This window comes from Streptomyces sp. NPDC096323 (assembly GCF_040302845.1).
Taxonomy (GTDB): domain Bacteria; phylum Actinomycetota; class Actinomycetes; order Streptomycetales; family Streptomycetaceae; genus Streptomyces.
On record NZ_JBEOSI010000016.1, the window covers coordinates 96,150 to 114,120 of the forward strand.

Below are 17,971 nucleotides of genomic sequence, written 5' to 3' on the forward strand. Positions count from 1 at the left end.
TGAAGGGTGCCTGAGCGGCGCGAAAATCCGGGGCTGCGACTGAGCGCACGGAGGGCTGCGGCACCTGTCCTGTCCAGAGGTCCACGAAGCGCGCTTGGGCACAAGGCACGCCGACCGAGGCGGAAGAGCCGGAAGTACCACGTCGATTCCGGTGTGCAGGACGGTCAAGATGGCTCCCATCCACCGGTCAGGGAAGATCTACCGGCCTCCTCGGTGGCCTCTCGGGAGCGGGAATCGATGAGGAAAGTGGTGCGCTCGCTGTGCTCCACCGGACGACGGGCCGGGAGAGGGACCGCCCACAGGCCGGCACCGGCCGGCTGCTCCGTACCGTCTGTTGCTCCGAGACGAGCGACCCACTGCTCCAGCAGAGCACCAGCATTCGCGCCGTTGCCGGGCCAGCGCCCGATCCGGGAGCAGGCTGCGAGCCAGTCGCCGAGCCACAAGCGCCCCGTGCGGCGGCCGAGCTCTGTCAGCAGGATCCCGGTCGCCGCAGGGGCTCCGTACGCCACGGCCGTCTCCCGCAGACGCATCTGCCAGCCGTGATCCACCAGAAGACGGGCAACGGCGACCGTGTCGGGATAGGTGATCAGTGCGTGTGCTGTGACGGCGGACGGTGAGCGGCCCGTGAGCGAGGACAGGAGAGCGGTCCGTGCGTGCCAGACGGCCTCCTGCTTCCATCCCTGCACCTGCCACGACCACACCATCGCGGCAGCCAGTTCCACCACCGCACGAGCCTGAGGATGAGTGCGCAGCAGAGCGGTGTGATGCCCGTGGGCCGAGAGGACCTCAGGCAGAGACTCAAGATTGATGGCGCAGGCCCGCTCACAGTTGGCCAGCAGCCACCTCCGGTGCCGACGGCAGATGTGGCCGGCTGCCTCCGGATATACCAGGACGGGCTGTTGAGGTGACCAGAAGCGGCCGCAACATTGCAGGCAGGCCGCCACCCATGCCTTCCCCGGGGCATACCAGGCCGCCCGGGGAACAGGGCCTTCCTCAAGCCGCTCGTGCGTGAAGGCGAATCCAGGGAGCAGAGCGGCGAGCTGGGCTACTGAGGTACCGGTGAAGCGGGCGAAGGCTGCCCGTGCAGGCGCGTTGAGATACAGCTCCAGCCCGTTGCGCGGCGTTCCGGTGATCCCGGCACTTAGTGGTCCTGTCATGACGCCGCGGACCAGGTCCTGGACGGACATGCGGTATCCGTGGGCGAGCCGCCGGCTCCAGGAGCCAGTCAGCTCCCCAGCAACGGGCGGCACCTGCACCAGCGCACGAGGCACAGCAGAGACTTCCACAGTCAAGTTCCTTAGAGAGCGGGGGACCACGCCGGTGGCACGCGGGAGACGACTCGGGCCAGGAAACGAAGCAGAAAGGAGAAGAAGGGGGTGCACTGGCGCCAGGAACCTGTTGCGCCCGGATCCGGCCGAGGCCTCACAGACCTGGTCGCAGTCAGCAGGTGTTGCTCAGCTGTTGGTATCCCGGCGAGAAGCGCGTGAACCCTTCGTTGCCTGCACGTCGAGGATGACCTTCGACAGAGACTTCTTCGTGATCGCCTGGCTGCCGTCCAGGACGGCGCAGATCGCGGCCTCACGTACGAGCTGGGACAGGCTGGCCAGCACGCCTCCCGTCCGCAGATGGATGTAGTCCGCGTGGCGTTCGAGAGTCCCGGCCCGGTGGCGTTTGAGTCGCAACGCCGACTCCACCTCTCTCAACAGCCTTCGCCACACCTGTTTCTGGTGCTCGGTCCCATTGAGCAGAGGAAGTGAGCGCAGGACCTTGAACCTGGCGGCGAGCTGGGCACCGCGCGGGCCCGTCAGCAACGGCGCCGTCTCCACATCCACACCAGCCAGAACAAACGTTGCGGGGATCCGCTCTGCCAGCGACTTCAGCTGGTCGGACGTGTCGGCCCCCGGACGTGTCCGGGTGTTGAGAAGGTGCACATCATCGATGAACACGATCTGGGTACCCCGCTCGCACAGGACGGCGCACACCGCGTTGGTGATCGTGGTCTCGGTCATCCCATCGTGCACGGGAAGACACAGAAATCGTGCCAGTGCCGTGACGAGCGTCTTCGGCGTATACGAGGGAGGGATGCCGAGGAATGCGACCGGCAGGGTGTCAGCACGGTCGGGATGCTGGCGCCGGTACTTGAGCTCAAAGCTCCGGGCCATCTCCATAAGAGTGGTGGACTTCCCCGTACCAGGGGGACCGGAAACAATCAGCCCACGTCGCGCGGAGCCCTCCTGATGACGGTTGAGGACCAGGAGCACCCTCAATTGCTGCAGACTCTGCTCCATGGAAGCGGTCGTCAGCGTCACGAACTTGGAGTGATAGTCCAGCTGGGAACGGCCCGTCCACGTCGGGTCACTCACCGGCAGAGCAACTTCACGCTGCTGCGCAAGATAGGACCTCCACCGGAAGTAGGTGACGATCGGATTGCACACCGACCCTTCGTCCCCCAGACCTCCCTCGGGAGGGAACCCCGCGCCTACAGCAACCACTGGTCCTCCTCCGCGCTCGCGTCCGTACGGACAGCGGAACCCCCCGAAGCCGCGGGGACGTCTCCCAGCGGCGCCCCGTCCCAACCGGCCAGAATCTCGTCGTCCTCGTCCGGAACAGTCTCGTCGTCCATGTCAGGCGCCTCGTACACACCGGTCAGCCCGAACGACAACGTCGGAGCGCTCAACAGGTCCAGCCCCGCCGCCGGCACAGCCAACGTCTGGACCGCACGGGACTTGGCCACCACACGCTGCTCGCGGCGCGACAGATTCCCGTTGCCCGACGCCCGCTTCAGGAAATCATCCAGAGCCAACGCAAGCTGCGCCTCGTGCTCATCACGCCCCTGGGTCCGTTCGACGACCTTGCACAGGTGCTCCCAGACATGGTGGGTGAACGGCTGGCTTACCTGGGTGGCATGGATCCAGGGCACCTCCCTGAACCCTTCCGGAAGGCGCACCCAGATCCGAGTCACGTCGTAGGGGTTGTAGTGCACCTCCCAGAGGCCCTTCTGCGCTCCCACACCGGAGCTCTCGCCGCGGGACCCGTTGAGACACTTGTCGTCATACGTGCGGTAGTCGAACCTGATCCCGTTGTCAGTGATCGCCTGCCAGCGCACCGGCAGAAGTTCCACGTAATCGTCCGTGCCCAACGGCACCGGCACATACCCCACCACCGGCAACAACGCCGCCCACATCTCACACGGAGTGAGAGCCTTCTTCGGCATCAGAGGATGGCGCAGGCCTTCATGCGGACGGTGATGCCACAGCACCAACTGCTCATCCAGGAGCTCCTGCAACTCCCGCAAATTCCACAGCTTTTCCTCACCTGCCTTCGAACCACGCTCGGACAGGTTCGATCCGATGTAGCCGGGTACCCACTGCCAGTACAACGAGTTCAACGAGCCGAACGTCCGCTCCACGTGGCCCTTGGCCGGCCCGTTGCCCGGCGGGACGGGCTGCAACGAGATCCCCAGGCTCTCGCACGCGGCCCGCGTAGCGGGCGACACGAAGACCTTGCCCTGATCAACCACGATCGTCTCGGGCACGATCACCGGACGAGCCGCCGCCTCCTCCAGCCGCCTATCCAGGCTGACTAGCCGTTCATACGGGATGACCGACGCGGACATACGCAACGCCTCGTCCCAACCAGGCTGCATCACCTTCGGGGTCATCATCTGCGCCAACAGCACCGCAATGTCCGTCAGTTTGCTTCCCGGCGGACGCAAAATCGCCCACAGGCCTCCGATTGCCACATCCAGCGCCGTAGTCAGCTCCGGACGGCCCACCACTCCGTCGTCCAGAGCAACCAGCACATCAAGCGGCGTGCTGTCCATCATCACCAGCTCACCCGGACGCAACGCCACCGTCCGGGCGAACGGCGGAGCAGGCCGCGACGCCCGCGAACGCCGCTGCGCCACCGTCCCCTCCAGTCCGAGCTCCCTTTCCAGCTTGCGCAGAAGCTTGTTGAACGTCGACTGAGGCGGCGCCTCCACCACACCCACGCCGTGTGCAGCGTCCAGCAGCCACTGGCACTGGCGGTGCATACGCTTGGCCCACCCCCGCGAACGGGATCGCGACTCCTCCTGCCGCAGCAGCTTCTCCAACACCGCCAGCACCCGCTTGTCGGCGCGGTCCAGCAACGAAGACCCCCGCTGCTTGGGCACCAGCTCCCACACGCCGCCCCGGCCGTACCGCTCACGCCACCTGCGCACCGTGGCCCGGCTGACCTTCCAGCCCGACGCCAGCAACTCGTCCGCCTTCGCCAGCTCCCGCTGCTCCAACGTCGTGCGTGCCGGGTCGTACATTTCCCGCACCGGCCCGCGACCGCCCGGCACCGGATACCCGGTCTCGACCTCACGGACATGCCGTTCCATCGAGAAAGCCCGCTCGCGCACCTCCTCCGGCAAAGTGGCCAGCAGACCGTACTGGGGCGCCTTCAGTGGCGACGGCCCTCCGACCACCTCGAATCCCGGGCTGCTGAACAGTGCGGACAGCCCGAGCACCGCCATCACGCCAGTGCTGCTCTGTTCGGTCAGCCAGACGCGTCCCGACTCCAGACCGCTCACCGTCCACCGGCGACCGTCGAAACGAACTTCCCCGTCGATTTCCAGCACGGGCCGCGTCACAGCTGCCCCTCCGTCTCCGGGTGGGCCGACACCGTCATGACGCGCTCATGGAGCGGCCGGTTGAGAGCTGTACTCAATACACCTCTCCACAGCGCATGGAAGACAGCCGGCCACACCGCGATCGGGTCACCCAGCAGGCGCACACCCTCCACCAGGGGCCTCAGAACGCGGAAACACTCCGTGACGCGGGACAGCCCGTCCGGTGCACACCGCGGATGCCGGTATCCGGCAAGCCAGCGGACGTTGGCTTCGACTGCCGCGGAAGGCGGGCCCACCAGCCTGTAGTGCCATCCAGCTGCCTCGGCCGCGGACTCGACATGCAGGGCCCGCCGGACCAGGCGCCGACCGGCACCGCGGGCACCTGCACAGTCGATGAGCACACCGCTGCCATTGGCGAGCCTCGCCATGAGATGCGGCGCATGTGACACCACGTTCCCGCCCCGGCCCCGCCACATCAGTTCCACCGGCCGGCAGGCGACAGCAATCACCTCAGGGTCACGGTCCAGCAGCATCACCTGGGTCCGCATCGCCCCGAACCCGTAGTGCACGTGACGCCCGGACGTAGCCATCCACCACCAACCCGGAGCGATGCGCCGCCCCTTGAGTACCGGGAACTGCTGAACAGGGACGCACTCCTCCAGCGGATACTCTCCGGCCGCTTGAAGCCATGGAGTCTGATGCTCCTGGCCGGCACCATCCACATACCGGGCCTCCACCAACGCCGGATCTACCCGACGGGCACCGAAACGGGGCAAGGAGGCGGCAGCGGGCGTCAGCAACGCCGGCTTCTGCGCGGACAAGGGGATCACGTGATTGAAGGCCCTTCTTGAGGCAGGGACACAGATCAGGCGCCCAGCGGACGTCTTCTCGCTGGGGCGGGGAGCGGGCAGTGGGCACAGCTTCGGACTCCGGCATGAAGGCATGCCGGATCCGCACCAGAGGCAACGGCCAAAGCGTCGAGAATCACGCAAGGCCGATGAATGCCTTCGACGTCACCAGCGCCTGTCCGGAGGCGGACACGACGGATCGCGCAGTGTGAAAGGCAGGGAAAGGAACGCCGGCGCCCGGCACGCGGGCAGCCAGGAGAAGAACGAACACCTTCGTCGGCGAAGGTGCGCGAGCATGACAGCGTCAGCGGCCCTCGGGGGACCTCAGGAGTCGAGCTCCGTCTCCCTGCTCCGGCGGCAGGGAGCATGACGACGATGATCCGCGCGACCCCTCGGCGCGATGCAAGCGGCCGCGCGGCGTATGCGTCAGGCCGGGTCAAGCGACACGAGGGTCGCCAACTGGTCGAGGAAAGCGATGTACTGACGAGGCGGGAGAGACCTCAGCTCCTGACGCGTCATGCCCATCACCGTCCCCTGCTCCACCGCCGGCCGCGGCTCGGGCTCAGGCGCCCTGGCGGGGCGGCGGCCGCCGGCCGACGCGATCAGCGCCGCGGACGGGGAGATGCGCATGGCGGAGTCCCGTTGGACAATCAGGGCCCGCACCAGCCACTCGATCAGATAGAGCCCACGCCTGGACTTGCCCGGAAGGTCTTTGTGAAGCCGGCACCCGAGCGTCTTCTGATCCACCGGCGCATCGCGCAGACATTCGAGAGTACGGGCCGCGGGCCAGTGCTCCAGGAACTGCGCCTGGAGCAGCAGGCGGGCCTGGGTCTCATCCTGCTTCTGCATCTCTGCAATCGCCCAGCCTGAACTCGTCAGAGCGTAATTGCCGCGAGACCCTCGAAGGAGACCTACTGCCTGCAGGAAGCCCGCCACCGCGCCGACCGTGTCCTTGCGTAGCTGCACCTGCGCGGCGAGCTGGGATACGGAAACCACTCGCAGGTCCGGTCCGCTGAGATGAGCGAAGACCAGATAGATCTCCCACTGCCGGTCAGGCGTAGCCCTGTCCGAGGGGGTCGGATAGATGTTCGGCTCGGGAGTGGGATTCATCGGGAGCCTCCCCGGCCTGCCGCAGCGGACGAGGCGCGAGGGGCGAGGGTGAGTGGAACGCTGTTCATGTCGTGAGGCCTCATTCTCTTACACGTTGGAATGACGCAGGCCGCACCGCACCAGAACATCTGGATATAGTGGCTGCGCGCGTGAGGCCTAACCATGCGTAAGCACATTCACCGCCAGACGCACTCTGGTGGTGTTTGTGCATGGCCAGGCCGCGTTTCATCTACGAGTTCATCGGTCCATCCTGAGGGGCAACGAGCCGGTACGTGCCGGTCCGGGGGCGAACGAGAAGCCCTCGCCCGACCATCCGGCCCAGGTCTCGCGCACAGTTCTCCGCGACCACATCCGGACGCCTCCGCCGCACCTGTTCGGTGATCTCGCTGTAGCTCGCCTCCTCCCGGTCGCGAAGGAAAGCAAGAATCACACCAGCCACGCTGTCCGGAGCGTGCCATGTCTTCTCCTGCTGGCGCTGGGAAGGTGGCTGCTCGGTGTTGGTGTCAGCCTTCCCGGAGTCGGGGTGAGCCCGCTGAATCTGCTCCGTGATCTTCTCGAGGGCGTTGCGTGAGCTTCTTGCCATGAGGACGGCAGCATCGGAATGCGCCTGGGCCGCCTCCAGTTCGGACGCAGCCAAGCGCAGGCGCTGTGCCGCCTCACGCTCCCGCGCTTCATCCTCAGCGGCCAGCACTCCCAACTCGGCCATCCAGGCCTTGAGTCGCTCCGGATTCATCGACATCCTCCCCTCGGGATTCGCTCGTGGAATGAAGCAGACTCTAGGCGCCGCAGAGGTGTGCCCTGGTTGGTTGCGGGGCTGCGTGAGGCAGCGCGCACTGCTTGAGTCCTGTCTTACGGCTGCCCTGCCTTGCAGGGCCTGCCTTCCAAGCATGCAGACGCCCTACCCGTTTGGGTGTATCCCGCAAAAGGCGTCAGGTTGACCTCGCCTCCGCCGGCTAGAACCTTCTCGGCAGGGACGGTCATCTCGCCCTGAATGCAGGGGGGTTGACCTGGGATTCATGCGCCAGAGCCGACTTGCCGTCAAGGTCCGGAAGTTGCTGCAGAAGCACTCCGGCGGCCGCGCTCGCAACATTTCCGCTGGGCGGAACGGCCGCGGCTGGCGGGACTTGCCAGCAGCCCTGACGAGCAGCCCGGGCCTCGCGGCAGGCGCACCCTCGCGGGGCGGCCCTGTCAGGGCTGATGGCACCGGGGAGGGCCGCGCCGCGAGAGGCGGATGCCCTCTCAAAGCCAATCAGTACGTGCATCAATCTGTATTGAAGATTGATGATTCCTTATTTGTTATTGCCAATTCTGAGTGAGTTGTGGTACATTTACTATCCTTGAGGTGATGCGGAGGTAGCGAGCATGGACAGGGACGACGCGAGGGAGGTGGCCGCGCCCGACTTCCTTACTGTGGAGCAGGCCCGCGCCGGCCTGCACGCCCGGGTAAAAGCTGCCGAAGAAGGCCAGGTCACCTATGTGCGGCGGCGCCATGAAGAGGCCGTACTCGCGCCACTGGATCATTTGCCTGCAGCTCGCGACGCGGGATCAGGTCTTGCCACTCACACTCTCTCCGGAGCCCAAAAGGACCTGGGTGACCTGGTGAAGGCAGCTGCCGCAGGACACCCGCAGGTTCTTCTGCGCCGATCGGAACCAGTAGCCGTACTCCTGCCCGCCCACCCCCAGCCCGCGTCTCCCGGTCCGGCCGCCACGAAAGAGCTACCGCCCGACAACGCTGGCGCCTCGCCCGCTCCCAGACAGCCCGCAAGCCAGAGGGCCGCCCCGGCTGTGCACGCGACCCCACGCAGACTCGCAGCTCTGGGTGACATTGTGGGTGACGTCCTCTCCACGGCCGGGCCCACGGCGCCACGCTTCGGACTGGCTGATCTGGATGCTGCAGTGGGCAGCCTTCAACCCGGCCGCCTGATCCTCATCGCCGCTTCTCCGGGAGCCGGCGGAAGTCTCCTTGCCCTGGCCGCGGCACGACACACAGCACTCGTGGCCAACCAACGGGTGCTCTATGCAGCATCCGGTCTGACCCGTGCAGACGTCGCACGCCGAATCATTGCCGCGGAGACTGGCACCGACTACCGCCGGCTGACCACGAACACCCTCACCAATCAGGAACAAGCTGCGGCCAGAAATGCAGACGCCCGCCTCACCCAAGCACCCCTGCTGATCGACGACGGAAGCGGACTGACCGCCGAGGCAATCGCGCAGACCGCCCCCTACGTCAACGACCTGGCACTCATCGTCGTGGACCGCCTGCAACGCGCACCGGCCGCCCACATTCCCCTCTCAGGGGACCAGCTCCCTGCAGCCACCCGCACACTGGCCCGCCTGGCCCGGCAAGCCGACGTCCCCGTCCTCGCGGTCATCGACACTGACGACCCGCACCTGGTGCAACGGCTGGACGCAGACGTCACCCTGCACCTCACCCTCCACAAGAACACCGGCACAGCCGAGATCACGGTCGCGGAGCGAGACTTCGGCCCGCTGGCCACTACCCGCGTGGGCGAAGACCTCGCACACGCCCGCTTCACCACCCTTCCCCAGGCCCCAGCCCACGACGCAGAGCAACAACTCCTCCACGCAGCTCTGCCCTTCACCTCCGGCGCCCGCCAAGGACTGCCCGCCCCCGTCCAGCAGACCCTGGCCGCACTCCGGGACGCGACAACCACCGGCGACCAGAACCTGCTCCCGGCACTGCGCGAAGCCACGGCCGCGCTGGCCGTGAACCCCCCGGCCCTCAACGACGGGCCGCAGGAACAGAAACTGCGCACCGCCCTGGCCGCCTACGCCGCAGCCACACCGAAGACCAACCCGCACCCGCCCCACCCGCCGGCACCGGCCATCGCGGACACCTCACACAGCAGTCCGGCAGCCACCCTCCAGAACGAAAGCATGACACCGGAACAGGAGCCGACAACGGACCTGCAACCCGGTGACGAACAGGACCCGAAAGACACAGTCTTCCCAGGGCTGAGCATCCTGAAGGACAGCATCAGCCGCTCCAAGATGCACCCCCTTCCCGCTGTACGCGCAGACCAACGCGAAGCAGAACCCTGGACACTGCTCCGCGAGTTCATGGACGGCGAACCACGCTGGGTACACCCGGACGTCGAGCGAGTACGCAACGGTGCCGGCCAGCGCGACACACTCATCGTCCCCGACAGCTTCGGACCCGGCGCCCTGTGCACCATCGACCGCAACGGCTCCTATCCCTCAGCCTGCTCCGCCGTCCCACTCGCCCCCAACAAACTCCTGCACACCGGCGCCCTTCCCGAGCGCACCCGCGACCAGGCCGGAATCTTCTACATCGACGTCCCCACCTGGACCCACACCCAGATGCCTCACCCGCTGGGCCGCCTCGCCGACCGTGCCGACGCACACGGCCGGGTCTGGGCCGTCACCTCACACATCCAGCTCATCGAACGCCTCATCAAGTCCGGCCACATCACCGAACCCCTCCACATCCACGACTCCTGGACCGGCCGCGCCAACGAAAGCCTCTTCCAGCACTTCTACAAAGAAGCCCGACGCGCACGCACCGACCTCATCGACACCGGCGGCGAACCGTATGCCGCATACAAACGCCGCCTGTCCATCGCACTGCGTCTGCTGTGGCCCAAAGGCGACGTCGTGAAGTCCCCCTTCTGGCGGCCCGACTGGCGCATGAGTGTCGTCGCCGAAGCATCCGTCCGCCACTGGGTCACCGCATGGAAAGCCGTCCAGGCCGGACACACCCTCATCGCACTGCGCAACGTCGACGAAGCCGTCTTCCACACCCCCGACGGCACCGCACCCGACACCTACAAAGTCGGCACCGGCTTCGGTGAAGTCAAGGTCAAGCACGGTCAGGAAGGCACCTGATGGCCCAGGGCGCCACTCTCGGCGAAGCCCTCAGCAGCCTCCTGCACGATTACGGCGCCCGCCCCCAGGACCGCCTCAAGTCCTACCGGGCCAAACAATGGCACGCCCAGCTAGTCCAGCTGACCGGCACCCACCGCGGCTACGAAGCACTCGAACACGCAGGACTCAACGTAACCGCCCGAACCCTAGCCAACTGGCTGTCGGACTCCGAATACCCAGTGCGACGCAGCTACCAGGAACAGATCAGAGCTGCCTACGAAGGCACAGCAACGATCCCGCCCACACCCGTGCCACCGGAGTTCCAGGTTCACCAATTCAGGATCACCGGCACGGTCCAGATCGCCGGCGACATACGGGACCGCGGAACCCAGGGCGAAGCCCCGCTGCGTATCGACGCACGTAACGGAGCGTGGGCACGCATTGAGCAGGCTTGGCTCACAGGCCAGCTGACCGACGAAGTGTTCGAGGAGTACTTCATCGACGACATCATCGTGGAAGACATCGGCGACGGGACCGACGGCTGGCAGTTCCCCGGAGACCTCTACCTGGTGCTCTGACCCCTCGAAGACCCATAGGCAAAACTGCCTGACTGGACGCCCACCACAGGGTTCCTTACCTTCCTCGCCGGCCCCGGCATCGTGGTCGCACTCGACCCAACCTGTCTGGCGATTGGGAGCACAGAGGTTCGCGCACTGGATATCCCGTAGGGAGCAACAGAGTGGTCGTTTGAGCCTGTGGGTACTATCGCTGCTACCCGCTCAGACCCCCACTTCGAGAGTCGAGGACCACATGTCCGTAAGCCCTTCAGTCCCGAGTGTGACGGCAGACTACGCGCAGCGGGTTGCTGACGACCTGTCTGCGAACCGGGGTGAGCAGGAGCGTGTGCGTTCTGAACTGGATCGGCTGCAGGACGAGCTTGTCCGTCTGGGGGAGAGTGAGCAGGTCCTGACGAAGATGCAGGATGTACTCGGCGGCGCACCCAAGCAGACGGCGAAGCAGGGCAAGGGCCACAAGGCGGCTGCGGTTCCGGCAGCCCGCCGATCCAACGCTAAGACAGTGGCAGGGAAGTCGGGTGCCGCTGGCAGGCGCAAAGCTGCCAAGAAGTCTGCCTCAGCCAAGAAGCCGGGCGACGCGACCTGGCTGGAGCTGACCACCGCCTACCTGGGCGGACAGAGCGAGCCCAGGTCTGCGGCCGAGGTCTCGGCCTCGCTGACCGAAGCACACCCTGAGCGCGCAGTTCAGGTGACAGTAGTGCGCAACGCTCTGGAACAGGGAGTCGACAAAGGGCTGCTGGAGCGATCCAAGCAAGGGCGCTCGGTCTTCTACAGCCCCGCCGCCACTGTTCCAGCTCCGTCCGACTCCTGACGTCCTGCGACCGGGTGGCGGTCCTGGGCGCGGGCGAACCGAGTTCGGCCGAAGGCGTCTGAAGCCGCGCTGAGGCGGGCGGGGAACTTGCCTGGCGGGGTCGGCTGCCAACGAGGGCCGAGCCGGACCTGGCGAAGAGCTTCCATGTCCAGTGCTCGGCGGTTTCAGGAGTGCGGATCACCGTGCCTGTCCAGCCCAGTGTCTGTTCGAAGGGTCGAAACGCGTGCCCGATAGCCGCGTGGCAGGGTGATCGGCTCCTACGTCTTCCACAGCACTGGCGCTGTCGCGTCGGTACGTCTCTGGCTCAGACCATGATCAGTGTGCGTCCGGGGTATCGGCCCGCTTCGCCAGCTCGGAGGTGACCTGGCTCAGCAGCATCGTTGGCGATGGCATGACGGCGTACCAGGTGTTCGTGCTTTCGTCAGCGGCCGGGGCCCAGGCTGCCACCACGGGGAGTTCACAGTGGTCGCCGGCTTCCAGTGGAGGCAATGACCAGGACATGCCCTGGTAGTGGCCGTAGTCCACGCCCCACGTGCTGAACGAATGATCATGCACCTCGTCAAGCAGCCCAGCCCACCGCCGGGGTACCTCTCCCGTGTCGGCGGCCCGGCAGATCGCCTCCTCGTCGCTGCCTCCGATGGTGAGCCGGGTCATCTCGTCTTCCACCGTGATCGCAGCCAGGGCTTGTCCCCGTCGTACCCTCCGTCAGCACCCTTCGGAAGCCCCGCCGAGAACTGCACCCGCCCGAGCAACGTCTGGGCATCGATCCGCCAGACCGCCGCGCGGCAACCGGTCAACGGCCCCCAGCGCTCCGGGTCGAGCTTGGGATCGTACGGGGTCAGTAACAACTCGACGCGCACCCCGGGAGCCACCCAACGGGCAAGCATGCGGGCACCCGGCAGCTGGAACAGCTCATCGGGCTGCAGCGGAAGGCTGATGCCCCCGATTGTCGTGGTGAAGGTCAGCGGGCCGAACGGCGTGTCGATAGCTGGCCGATTGGTGGGACGCAGGCGGGTGCGCGAGACAGTAGGGAGCAGCACCGCCCCAACGTACTGCGGTGTGACCTGCCAAGATCCGCTGGACAGGAACTTAGCCCTGGCCCGCTGCTGGCGTCCTGGCCACGCGACCAGCGTGGCCAGGACGCCAGCAGCAGAGGCCGGCGGCGGGACGAGGAGGTCGCGCCGGGTAGCCGTAGCAAGGCACGCTGCACCACCCAATCCGGGCGGAGACCGGTCAGGAGCCGGGCGTGGGCGTATGCACCGCATGGTGCTCTGGCCTTTGCGGCAGCACCGCGGGCAGCGCTCCGAGGACCAGCACTTACGGGTTGAGGAGTTCCGGACGGCACCTGCGGGGAGCCCTCCGTGATCGCTGCCAACTGTTGGCAAGCCCACTGGTACGGCAGAAAGGATCAGATTCCGCATATACCGGGGAAGCCGACCACCACGGTTGTGTCATCGCGGTCTTCTCTGCTCCTGATGTCGGCACGCCAGGCCAGAGAGTCGTACCACACGTACCGGACTTTCATGCCACCCAGTGAACCGAAACTTTCTCCAGGTACGATTCCGGTTCTCCGCAGCTCGATTTCCGCCGCCAGATTGGTGGCAGCTTTTCCAGGAACCTCCAGCCGCTTATAGGCGGCGAGTGTCAGAGTCTCCAGCTCCCACGTGAGCTTCTCAGCTTCTTCTAGTGGCGCCAGATGGGCCTGGACTACGGTCCGGGTCAGGTATGTCAGTTCGCCAATACCGAGAGCAGCGCCTGCCTTTGTCGCATCCTGCAGGAGCGTCAGGACAAAGCTGGGGTGCGGTGCCCGTGTGCCTGCCAGATATCGGGAGATCACGGAGCAGTCCATGTGGCAGTGCTTGGCGTACTGGCGCATCGTCACGCCGAGATGATCGAAGAGAGCTCGTAGCTCCAGCCCTAACTCGAGCCGCCAGGAGGACAGATCTGCAGACAAGGGCTGAGTGGTCATGCGGTCATCGACTCCCACTGGCGCGGCCGTTCGGCAGGGCGCCGCTATCGTCAGTATCTCCGTGCCGATCGGCGCGAACCCACTGGGCAGCGTAAACAGGGGTCAGGGCGGCGAGGATCACACCGACATCGGCTGCGTCCATACCGATGGCGATCAGAATGACCCCGAGCACCAGAGCCCCCACGTAGGGGGTCGTCTCGCTCAAGGGCAGTGAAAAGCGGTTGGACATCGTTACCTCCGAAGCTAGGGTGTTGCTCTTGTTGAGCAGTGTGGAATGCTCCAGCCCGGCGATGGAACCCTCTGCTGATGCCAGTAGCTGCAACGGTGGACGCCGTGTGAAGTCTGAGCTTGTGAAGCAATCTTGCTGAGATCCCCTGACTGGTCGACATCAGTCGGGTCTGCCGCACGAACGGGTGACATCTGAACTGGCTTGCCTTGTATGGCAGGTGGGAAGGATGTCGCTGTGCCCAAGCCCTATCCCCAAGAGTTCCGCGAGGACGTCGTGCGGGTTGCGAGGAACCGCGGCCCAGGCATCAGCGTCGAGCAGGTGGCCGCCGACTTCGGCGTCCACGCGATGACGCTGTGGAAGTGGATGCGCCGCGCGGACATCGAGGACGGCACGAAGCCCGGGACGACCAGCCAGGAGAGCGTGGAACTACGGGAAGCGCGCCGGAGGATCAAGCTGCTGGAGCAGGAGAACGAGGTCCTGCGGCGGGCGGCGGCCTATCTGTCGCAGGCGAACCTGCCGGGAAAAGGATCTACCCGCTCGTGAAGGAGCTGGCCGGCGACGGGGTGCCCGTCGCGGTCGCGTGCCGGGTGCTGAAGCTCGCCAGACAGCCTTACTACCGTTGGCTCGACGACCCGGTGACCGCAGCCGAGTTCGAGGAGGCGCATCGTGCGCACGCGCTGTTCGCCGCACACCGCGACGACCCGGAGTTCGGCTACCGTTTCCTGGCCGACGAGGCCCGCGACGCCGGTGCCGGCATGGCCGACCGGACCGCGTGGCGGATCTGCCGGGACAACCAGTGGTGGAGCGTGTTCGGCAAGAAACGCGGCCGGGCCAAGAAGGCGGGCCCTCCGGTCCACGACGACCTGGTGAACCGAGCCTTCACCGCGACCGGCCCGAACCGGCTGTGGCTCACCGACATCACCGAACACGCCACCGGCGAGGGCAAGCTGTATCTCTGCGCGGTCAAGGACGTCTTCAGCAACCGGATCGTGGGCTACTCCATCGACGCGCGGATGAAGTCCCGGCTGGCCGTGACTGCTCTGGACAATGCCGTTCGCCCGGCGCCAGGACGTTGCCGGTTGCATTCTGCACAGCGACCGCAGATCGCAATTTCGCTCCCGGAAATTTGTCCGGGCCCTCGGCCGCCACGGGATGGCCGGCTCGATAGGAAGAGTCGGGGCGGCCGGGGACAACGCGGCCATGGAGTCCTTCTTCAGCCTGCTGCAGAAGAACGTCCTCGACCGTCGCACCTGGGCCACCCGCGAGGAACTGCGCATCGCGATCGTGACCTGGATCGAGCGGACCTACCACCGACGCCGCCGACAAGCCGCCCTCGGCCGGCTGACCCCCGTCGAATACGAGACCGTCATGACCACACCAGCCCTCCAGGCCGCGTGACTGAACCTGTCACCCAACGCTGCATCAGACCCTCAGGATCCTGGGTCCTCGTTGCTGGGTGCTGCGGTCCGATGCGAGCTCATGGACCAGGTCAGGTCGTCGGTCGTGGAATCGAGACTCCAGTGGCTGATGCCCCCGGCTGCAGACAGCAGCCGCATGACGTTGAGCAGTTCGGACACTGACAGGCCACTGGCACGGGCCAGTTGATCGATCTCCGCAGTCCCGTCATCGCGATGCGGTGCATTGTGGGCGGACAGGGCGAGGGCCGCCAGTCGCACCGCAGGTGTGCCCGCGCGGACCGAGCGGGATTGATGGGTGCGCAGGGCCCAGTCCGCAGCACGGCCCCGTACCTTGCGGCCGGGTGCTCCGATGAGAGGGTCTGTGAGCTGCGCACTGCTGACGAGACTGCCTTGGACGCTCTGACGGATCCAGCGCATCTCCTCCAGCTCCTGCCATGCGGCGGCGGGCTGCGGTAGGGCCATGGCGCGGATCAGTCCGGCCGGGAGCCGGACTCGGCCGGGCGGAGCCGAACGCAAGGCGCATTGCAGGGCCAGGAGCCGGGCCTGGGGACTGCATGGCGCAAGCGAGGAGGCCAGGAAGCTGAGCATGTCCCGCACCAGAGCCCTGTCTGTCCGGTCGGTGAGGGTGCGTCTGCTGCTTAGTGACCGGGCGGGAGCGGTGGAGGCGGTGGTGGCGCGGTGTGGGGCGATGAGGGTTGTCTCCGGCACGACGGAGGCATCGGGCATGGCCCCTGCGCAAGCGGTGCAGGCGTCCGTGAGCCTCCACAGCCGGCCCCCGAGTTCACGGGAGAGCACCAGTAGGAGAGGGCCGCCGCAGCCGCGGTGCCGGGGGTGCCAGCGGCAGCCGCGTTCGTGGCATTGGCAGGTCCGCAGGTGAGGGAGGAGGAGCGAGCGGCGGGCGTGGCGCGCGAGGTGCGCGAGGGCAGCCGATCGTGCGGAGCGGCCGTGAAGGGCTTCGGGGACGGAGCTGCAGTGGGGGCAGACGAGTAGAGGGCCCTGAGCCTGGGGGCGTAGCTCGACGGTCCACGTGCGAGGTGCCAGTGGGCGTGTGGTGCACAGCCTCATCGGCCGAAGGTCCTTCTCTGCTGTCCACCGGGCTCGGATCCGAGTGATGCCCGCGGCGGGGGAGTGGAGTGCTGGCGGCACACCGTAGTGCAGACCTCTGCCCTGCGGAGTGGACCCGCCATCTGCGCAAATAGGGCAGACCTCTGCACTGACAGGGCAGGGGGCTGCACCATCGGATGGACGGGTGACGATCTTGCCGCCCGAACCGAACCTCGAGGCGCTGCGCCACCAGCTCGCGCGACTCCGAGGCGACCGCGGCTGGACCTACGACGAGCTCGCCGAAAGAACCGCCCTGTCCAGGCGCACCCTCATCGAAATCGAGCAAGGCCGCACCATCGGATCCCTCGCCACCTGGCACGCCCTCGGCCACGCCTTCGACGTACCCCTCGGCGGACTCTTCGCCGCCCTCTGCGAAGGCCACACACCCCCCGGCGGAACGACGAAATAGCTCCACGCTCAAGTCTGATCGAATCACCTGAACCGGCTACCGAATGGGAACAGGAAAGCGCCCCATCGGACACCAGTAGCCATCCACTGAGCCGATCGATGGATCACTGGCGCGTGGACAGCATCACCACGGCGCGTCGCCTGGAACCTTCGCGACCATGCACCCCATCCACACCCCCCGCAGCCGTCACTGGGACGGCAGCCCGCACACGCAAGGCCGCCGCCGCACTCTGCGCGTAAGTGCCGACAGCCCCACCCGCCTCCTGCGCACAGCGCAACGAGCCGAATGCCGTGACTGCGGCAACCCGATCGACTTCCACCCCACCCTCACCCGACAGACCGTCCCACTCCACCCCACTGAACTGCCCACGGCGATCGTCCCCGCACCGCACCGCTGGCACGTCGCCTCCGGCATCGCACGCCACGCGGGGGACGGAACCCCCTGGTGCCGCATCACCCACCCCACCCTGTGCCCCGCGCACACCACACCCCAACTGCTCCCACCCGCCCTCGACACGCTCCGACGACGCCTCGCCCTACGCACCCGCCGCCTCCTCGACGCTGGCGCCTTCACTCCCGGAGAGCACCCGGCCGCTGAACCTTCATCCGAAGACGCCTGCCGGCCCGCCCGCCCCGTCGTCCAGCTCCTCTACAACCGCTACATCGCCGCCAGACCGGTCGAGAACATCCAATGCGTCGCCCAGACCGCCCGCCGTACCCGGTGCACTCACCCCGTCCTCACCCCCGGAACCACTCCCGGAAAGTGGACCCTCACCCCCACCACACTCCACCCCACCCACCGACAGCGATCCCTGCCGGCGACCGCCATTGCCCTCTACGACCTGGGACACCTGCCCCACAGCGAGCAACGGCGCTGGCGCACCCAACACTGCACCGTCCACGCCACAGCCCAGAGCGCACCCGACCTCGCCCTCACCGAATGGGAACCCTTCGACCCGCTGCACCACCACGCCTTCCTCGCCACTCGCCTGCCAGGAACCGCCCAGCACCACCGATAAATGGCGTCCTCATCTGCTCGAGCCCGCCACGGTCAGC

16 protein-coding genes and 1 pseudogene are annotated in these 17,971 nt (G+C 66.7%); 6 read left to right on the forward strand and 11 right to left on the reverse strand.

The window, feature by feature from the left end; translation table 11 throughout:
- Nucleotides 1–164 precede the first annotated feature (164 nt).
- The 6 genes from ABTX18_RS33930 to ABTX18_RS33955 all read right to left on the reverse strand — a co-directional run bounded on the left by ABTX18_RS33930 (nt 165) and on the right by ABTX18_RS33955 (nt 7,285).
- Nucleotides 165–1,286 carry a TniQ family protein gene (locus tag ABTX18_RS33930; protein ID WP_352126657.1) on the reverse strand — a complete coding sequence of 374 codons (1,122 nt, stop codon included), beginning with the start codon at nt 1,284–1,286 and terminating at the stop codon, nt 165–167.
- A 168-nt stretch (nt 1,287–1,454) separates the two neighbouring features.
- Complete coding sequence (locus tag ABTX18_RS33935; RefSeq protein WP_234433411.1) at nt 1,455–2,435, reverse strand: AAA family ATPase; 981 nt, start codon at nt 2,433–2,435, stop codon at nt 1,455–1,457.
- A gap of 44 nt (nt 2,436–2,479) precedes the next feature.
- Nucleotides 2,480–4,603: a TnsB C-terminal domain-containing protein gene (locus tag ABTX18_RS33940; protein ID WP_031088686.1), complete on the reverse strand. Its 2,124-nt coding sequence runs from the start codon at nt 4,601–4,603 to the stop codon at nt 2,480–2,482.
- An 8-nt stretch (nt 4,604–4,611) separates the two neighbouring features.
- Nucleotides 4,612–5,424, reverse strand: a complete 813-nt coding sequence (locus tag ABTX18_RS33945; RefSeq protein ID WP_234433412.1) for a TnsA-like heteromeric transposase endonuclease subunit — start codon at nt 5,422–5,424, stop codon at nt 4,612–4,614.
- A gap of 444 nt (nt 5,425–5,868) precedes the next feature.
- A complete protein-coding gene (locus tag ABTX18_RS33950) occupies nt 5,869–6,552 on the reverse strand; it encodes a hypothetical protein (protein WP_352126658.1) in 684 nt (227 codons plus the stop codon).
- Between the two features lie 229 nt (nt 6,553–6,781).
- Nucleotides 6,782–7,285, reverse strand: coding sequence for a hypothetical protein (locus ABTX18_RS33955; protein WP_082317737.1), 504 nt, complete (start codon nt 7,283–7,285; stop codon nt 6,782–6,784).
- A gap of 629 nt (nt 7,286–7,914) precedes the next feature.
- On the opposite strand from ABTX18_RS33955, the gene ABTX18_RS33960 reads away from it, so the two are divergent.
- The 3 genes from ABTX18_RS33960 (at nt 7,915) to ABTX18_RS33970 (ending at nt 11,787) form a co-directional block, all read left to right on the forward strand.
- The gene (locus ABTX18_RS33960) at nt 7,915–10,422 is read left to right on the forward strand and encodes a type II toxin-antitoxin system prevent-host-death family antitoxin (RefSeq protein ID WP_352126659.1); all 2,508 of its coding nucleotides are present in this window, start codon (nt 7,915–7,917) and stop codon (nt 10,420–10,422) included.
- The gene (locus tag ABTX18_RS33965) at nt 10,422–10,979 is read left to right on the forward strand and encodes a hypothetical protein (protein ID WP_352126660.1); all 558 of its coding nucleotides are present in this window, start codon (nt 10,422–10,424) and stop codon (nt 10,977–10,979) included. The genes ABTX18_RS33960 and ABTX18_RS33965 overlap by 1 nt, the downstream gene beginning before the upstream one ends.
- Nucleotides 10,980–11,238: 259 nt before the next feature.
- Entirely contained in the window at nt 11,239–11,787 is a 549-nt protein-coding gene (locus ABTX18_RS33970) for a hypothetical protein (RefSeq protein ID WP_420713403.1), read from the forward strand.
- Between the two features lie 315 nt (nt 11,788–12,102).
- Here ABTX18_RS33970 and ABTX18_RS33975 read toward each other — a convergent pair whose 3' ends face one another.
- From ABTX18_RS33975 to ABTX18_RS33990, 4 genes are all read right to left on the reverse strand, one after another.
- Nucleotides 12,103–12,441 (reverse strand): hypothetical protein, encoded by a 339-nt coding sequence (locus tag ABTX18_RS33975; protein ID WP_031088693.1) that lies wholly within the window; start codon nt 12,439–12,441, stop codon nt 12,103–12,105.
- Nucleotides 12,438–12,827, reverse strand: coding sequence for a hypothetical protein (locus tag ABTX18_RS33980; protein WP_031088694.1), 390 nt, complete (start codon nt 12,825–12,827; stop codon nt 12,438–12,440). Before ABTX18_RS33980 ends, ABTX18_RS33975 begins: the two co-directional genes overlap by 4 nt.
- A gap of 368 nt (nt 12,828–13,195) precedes the next feature.
- The gene (locus tag ABTX18_RS33985; protein WP_352126661.1) at nt 13,196–13,756 is read right to left on the reverse strand and encodes a helix-turn-helix domain-containing protein; all 561 of its coding nucleotides are present in this window, start codon (nt 13,754–13,756) and stop codon (nt 13,196–13,198) included.
- 4 nt (nt 13,757–13,760) lie between these two features.
- Nucleotides 13,761–14,078 carry a hypothetical protein gene (locus tag ABTX18_RS33990; protein WP_158791338.1) on the reverse strand — a complete coding sequence of 106 codons (318 nt, stop codon included), beginning with the start codon at nt 14,076–14,078 and terminating at the stop codon, nt 13,761–13,763.
- Nucleotides 14,079–14,219: 141 nt separating this feature from the next.
- On the opposite strand from ABTX18_RS33990, the pseudogene ABTX18_RS33995 reads away from it, so the two are divergent.
- Nucleotides 14,220–15,383: pseudogene (locus ABTX18_RS33995) on the forward strand (IS3 family transposase).
- A 32-nt stretch (nt 15,384–15,415) separates the two neighbouring features.
- Here the strand turns inward: ABTX18_RS33995 and ABTX18_RS34000 are convergent.
- Nucleotides 15,416–15,991, reverse strand: a complete 576-nt coding sequence (locus tag ABTX18_RS34000) for a hypothetical protein (RefSeq protein WP_352126662.1) — start codon at nt 15,989–15,991, stop codon at nt 15,416–15,418.
- 661 nt (nt 15,992–16,652) lie between these two features.
- On the opposite strand from ABTX18_RS34000, the gene ABTX18_RS34005 reads away from it, so the two are divergent.
- Nucleotides 16,653–16,916, forward strand: coding sequence for a helix-turn-helix transcriptional regulator (locus ABTX18_RS34005; protein WP_352126663.1), 264 nt, complete (start codon nt 16,653–16,655; stop codon nt 16,914–16,916).
- A 157-nt stretch (nt 16,917–17,073) separates the two neighbouring features.
- On the forward strand, nt 17,074–17,934 hold the full coding sequence (locus ABTX18_RS34010; protein WP_352126664.1) for a DUF6083 domain-containing protein: 861 nt from the start codon (nt 17,074–17,076) through the stop codon (nt 17,932–17,934).
- Nucleotides 17,935–17,971: the final 37 nt, after the last annotated feature.

What these genes read in the sequence shown, in the direction of transcription:
- ABTX18_RS33950 (WP_352126658.1), bottom strand. Translation starts at nt 6,552, where the DNA reads ATGAATCCCACTCCCGAGCCGAACATCTATCCGACCCCCTCGGACAGG.
- ABTX18_RS33955 (WP_082317737.1), bottom strand. Translation starts at nt 7,285, where the DNA reads ATGAATCCGGAGCGACTCAAGGCCTGGATGGCCGAGTTGGGAGTGCTG.
- ABTX18_RS33960 (WP_352126659.1), top strand. Translation starts at nt 7,915, where the DNA reads ATGGACAGGGACGACGCGAGGGAGGTGGCCGCGCCCGACTTCCTTACT.
- ABTX18_RS33965 (WP_352126660.1), top strand. Translation starts at nt 10,422, where the DNA reads ATGGCCCAGGGCGCCACTCTCGGCGAAGCCCTCAGCAGCCTCCTGCAC.
- ABTX18_RS33975 (WP_031088693.1), bottom strand. Translation starts at nt 12,441, where the DNA reads ATGACCCGGCTCACCATCGGAGGCAGCGACGAGGAGGCGATCTGCCGG.
- ABTX18_RS33985 (WP_352126661.1), bottom strand. Translation starts at nt 13,756, where the DNA reads ATGACCACTCAGCCCTTGTCTGCAGATCTGTCCTCCTGGCGGCTCGAG.
- ABTX18_RS34000 (WP_352126662.1), bottom strand. Translation starts at nt 15,991, where the DNA reads ATGCTCAGCTTCCTGGCCTCCTCGCTTGCGCCATGCAGTCCCCAGGCC.
- ABTX18_RS34010 (WP_352126664.1), top strand. Translation starts at nt 17,074, where the DNA reads ATGCACCCCATCCACACCCCCCGCAGCCGTCACTGGGACGGCAGCCCG.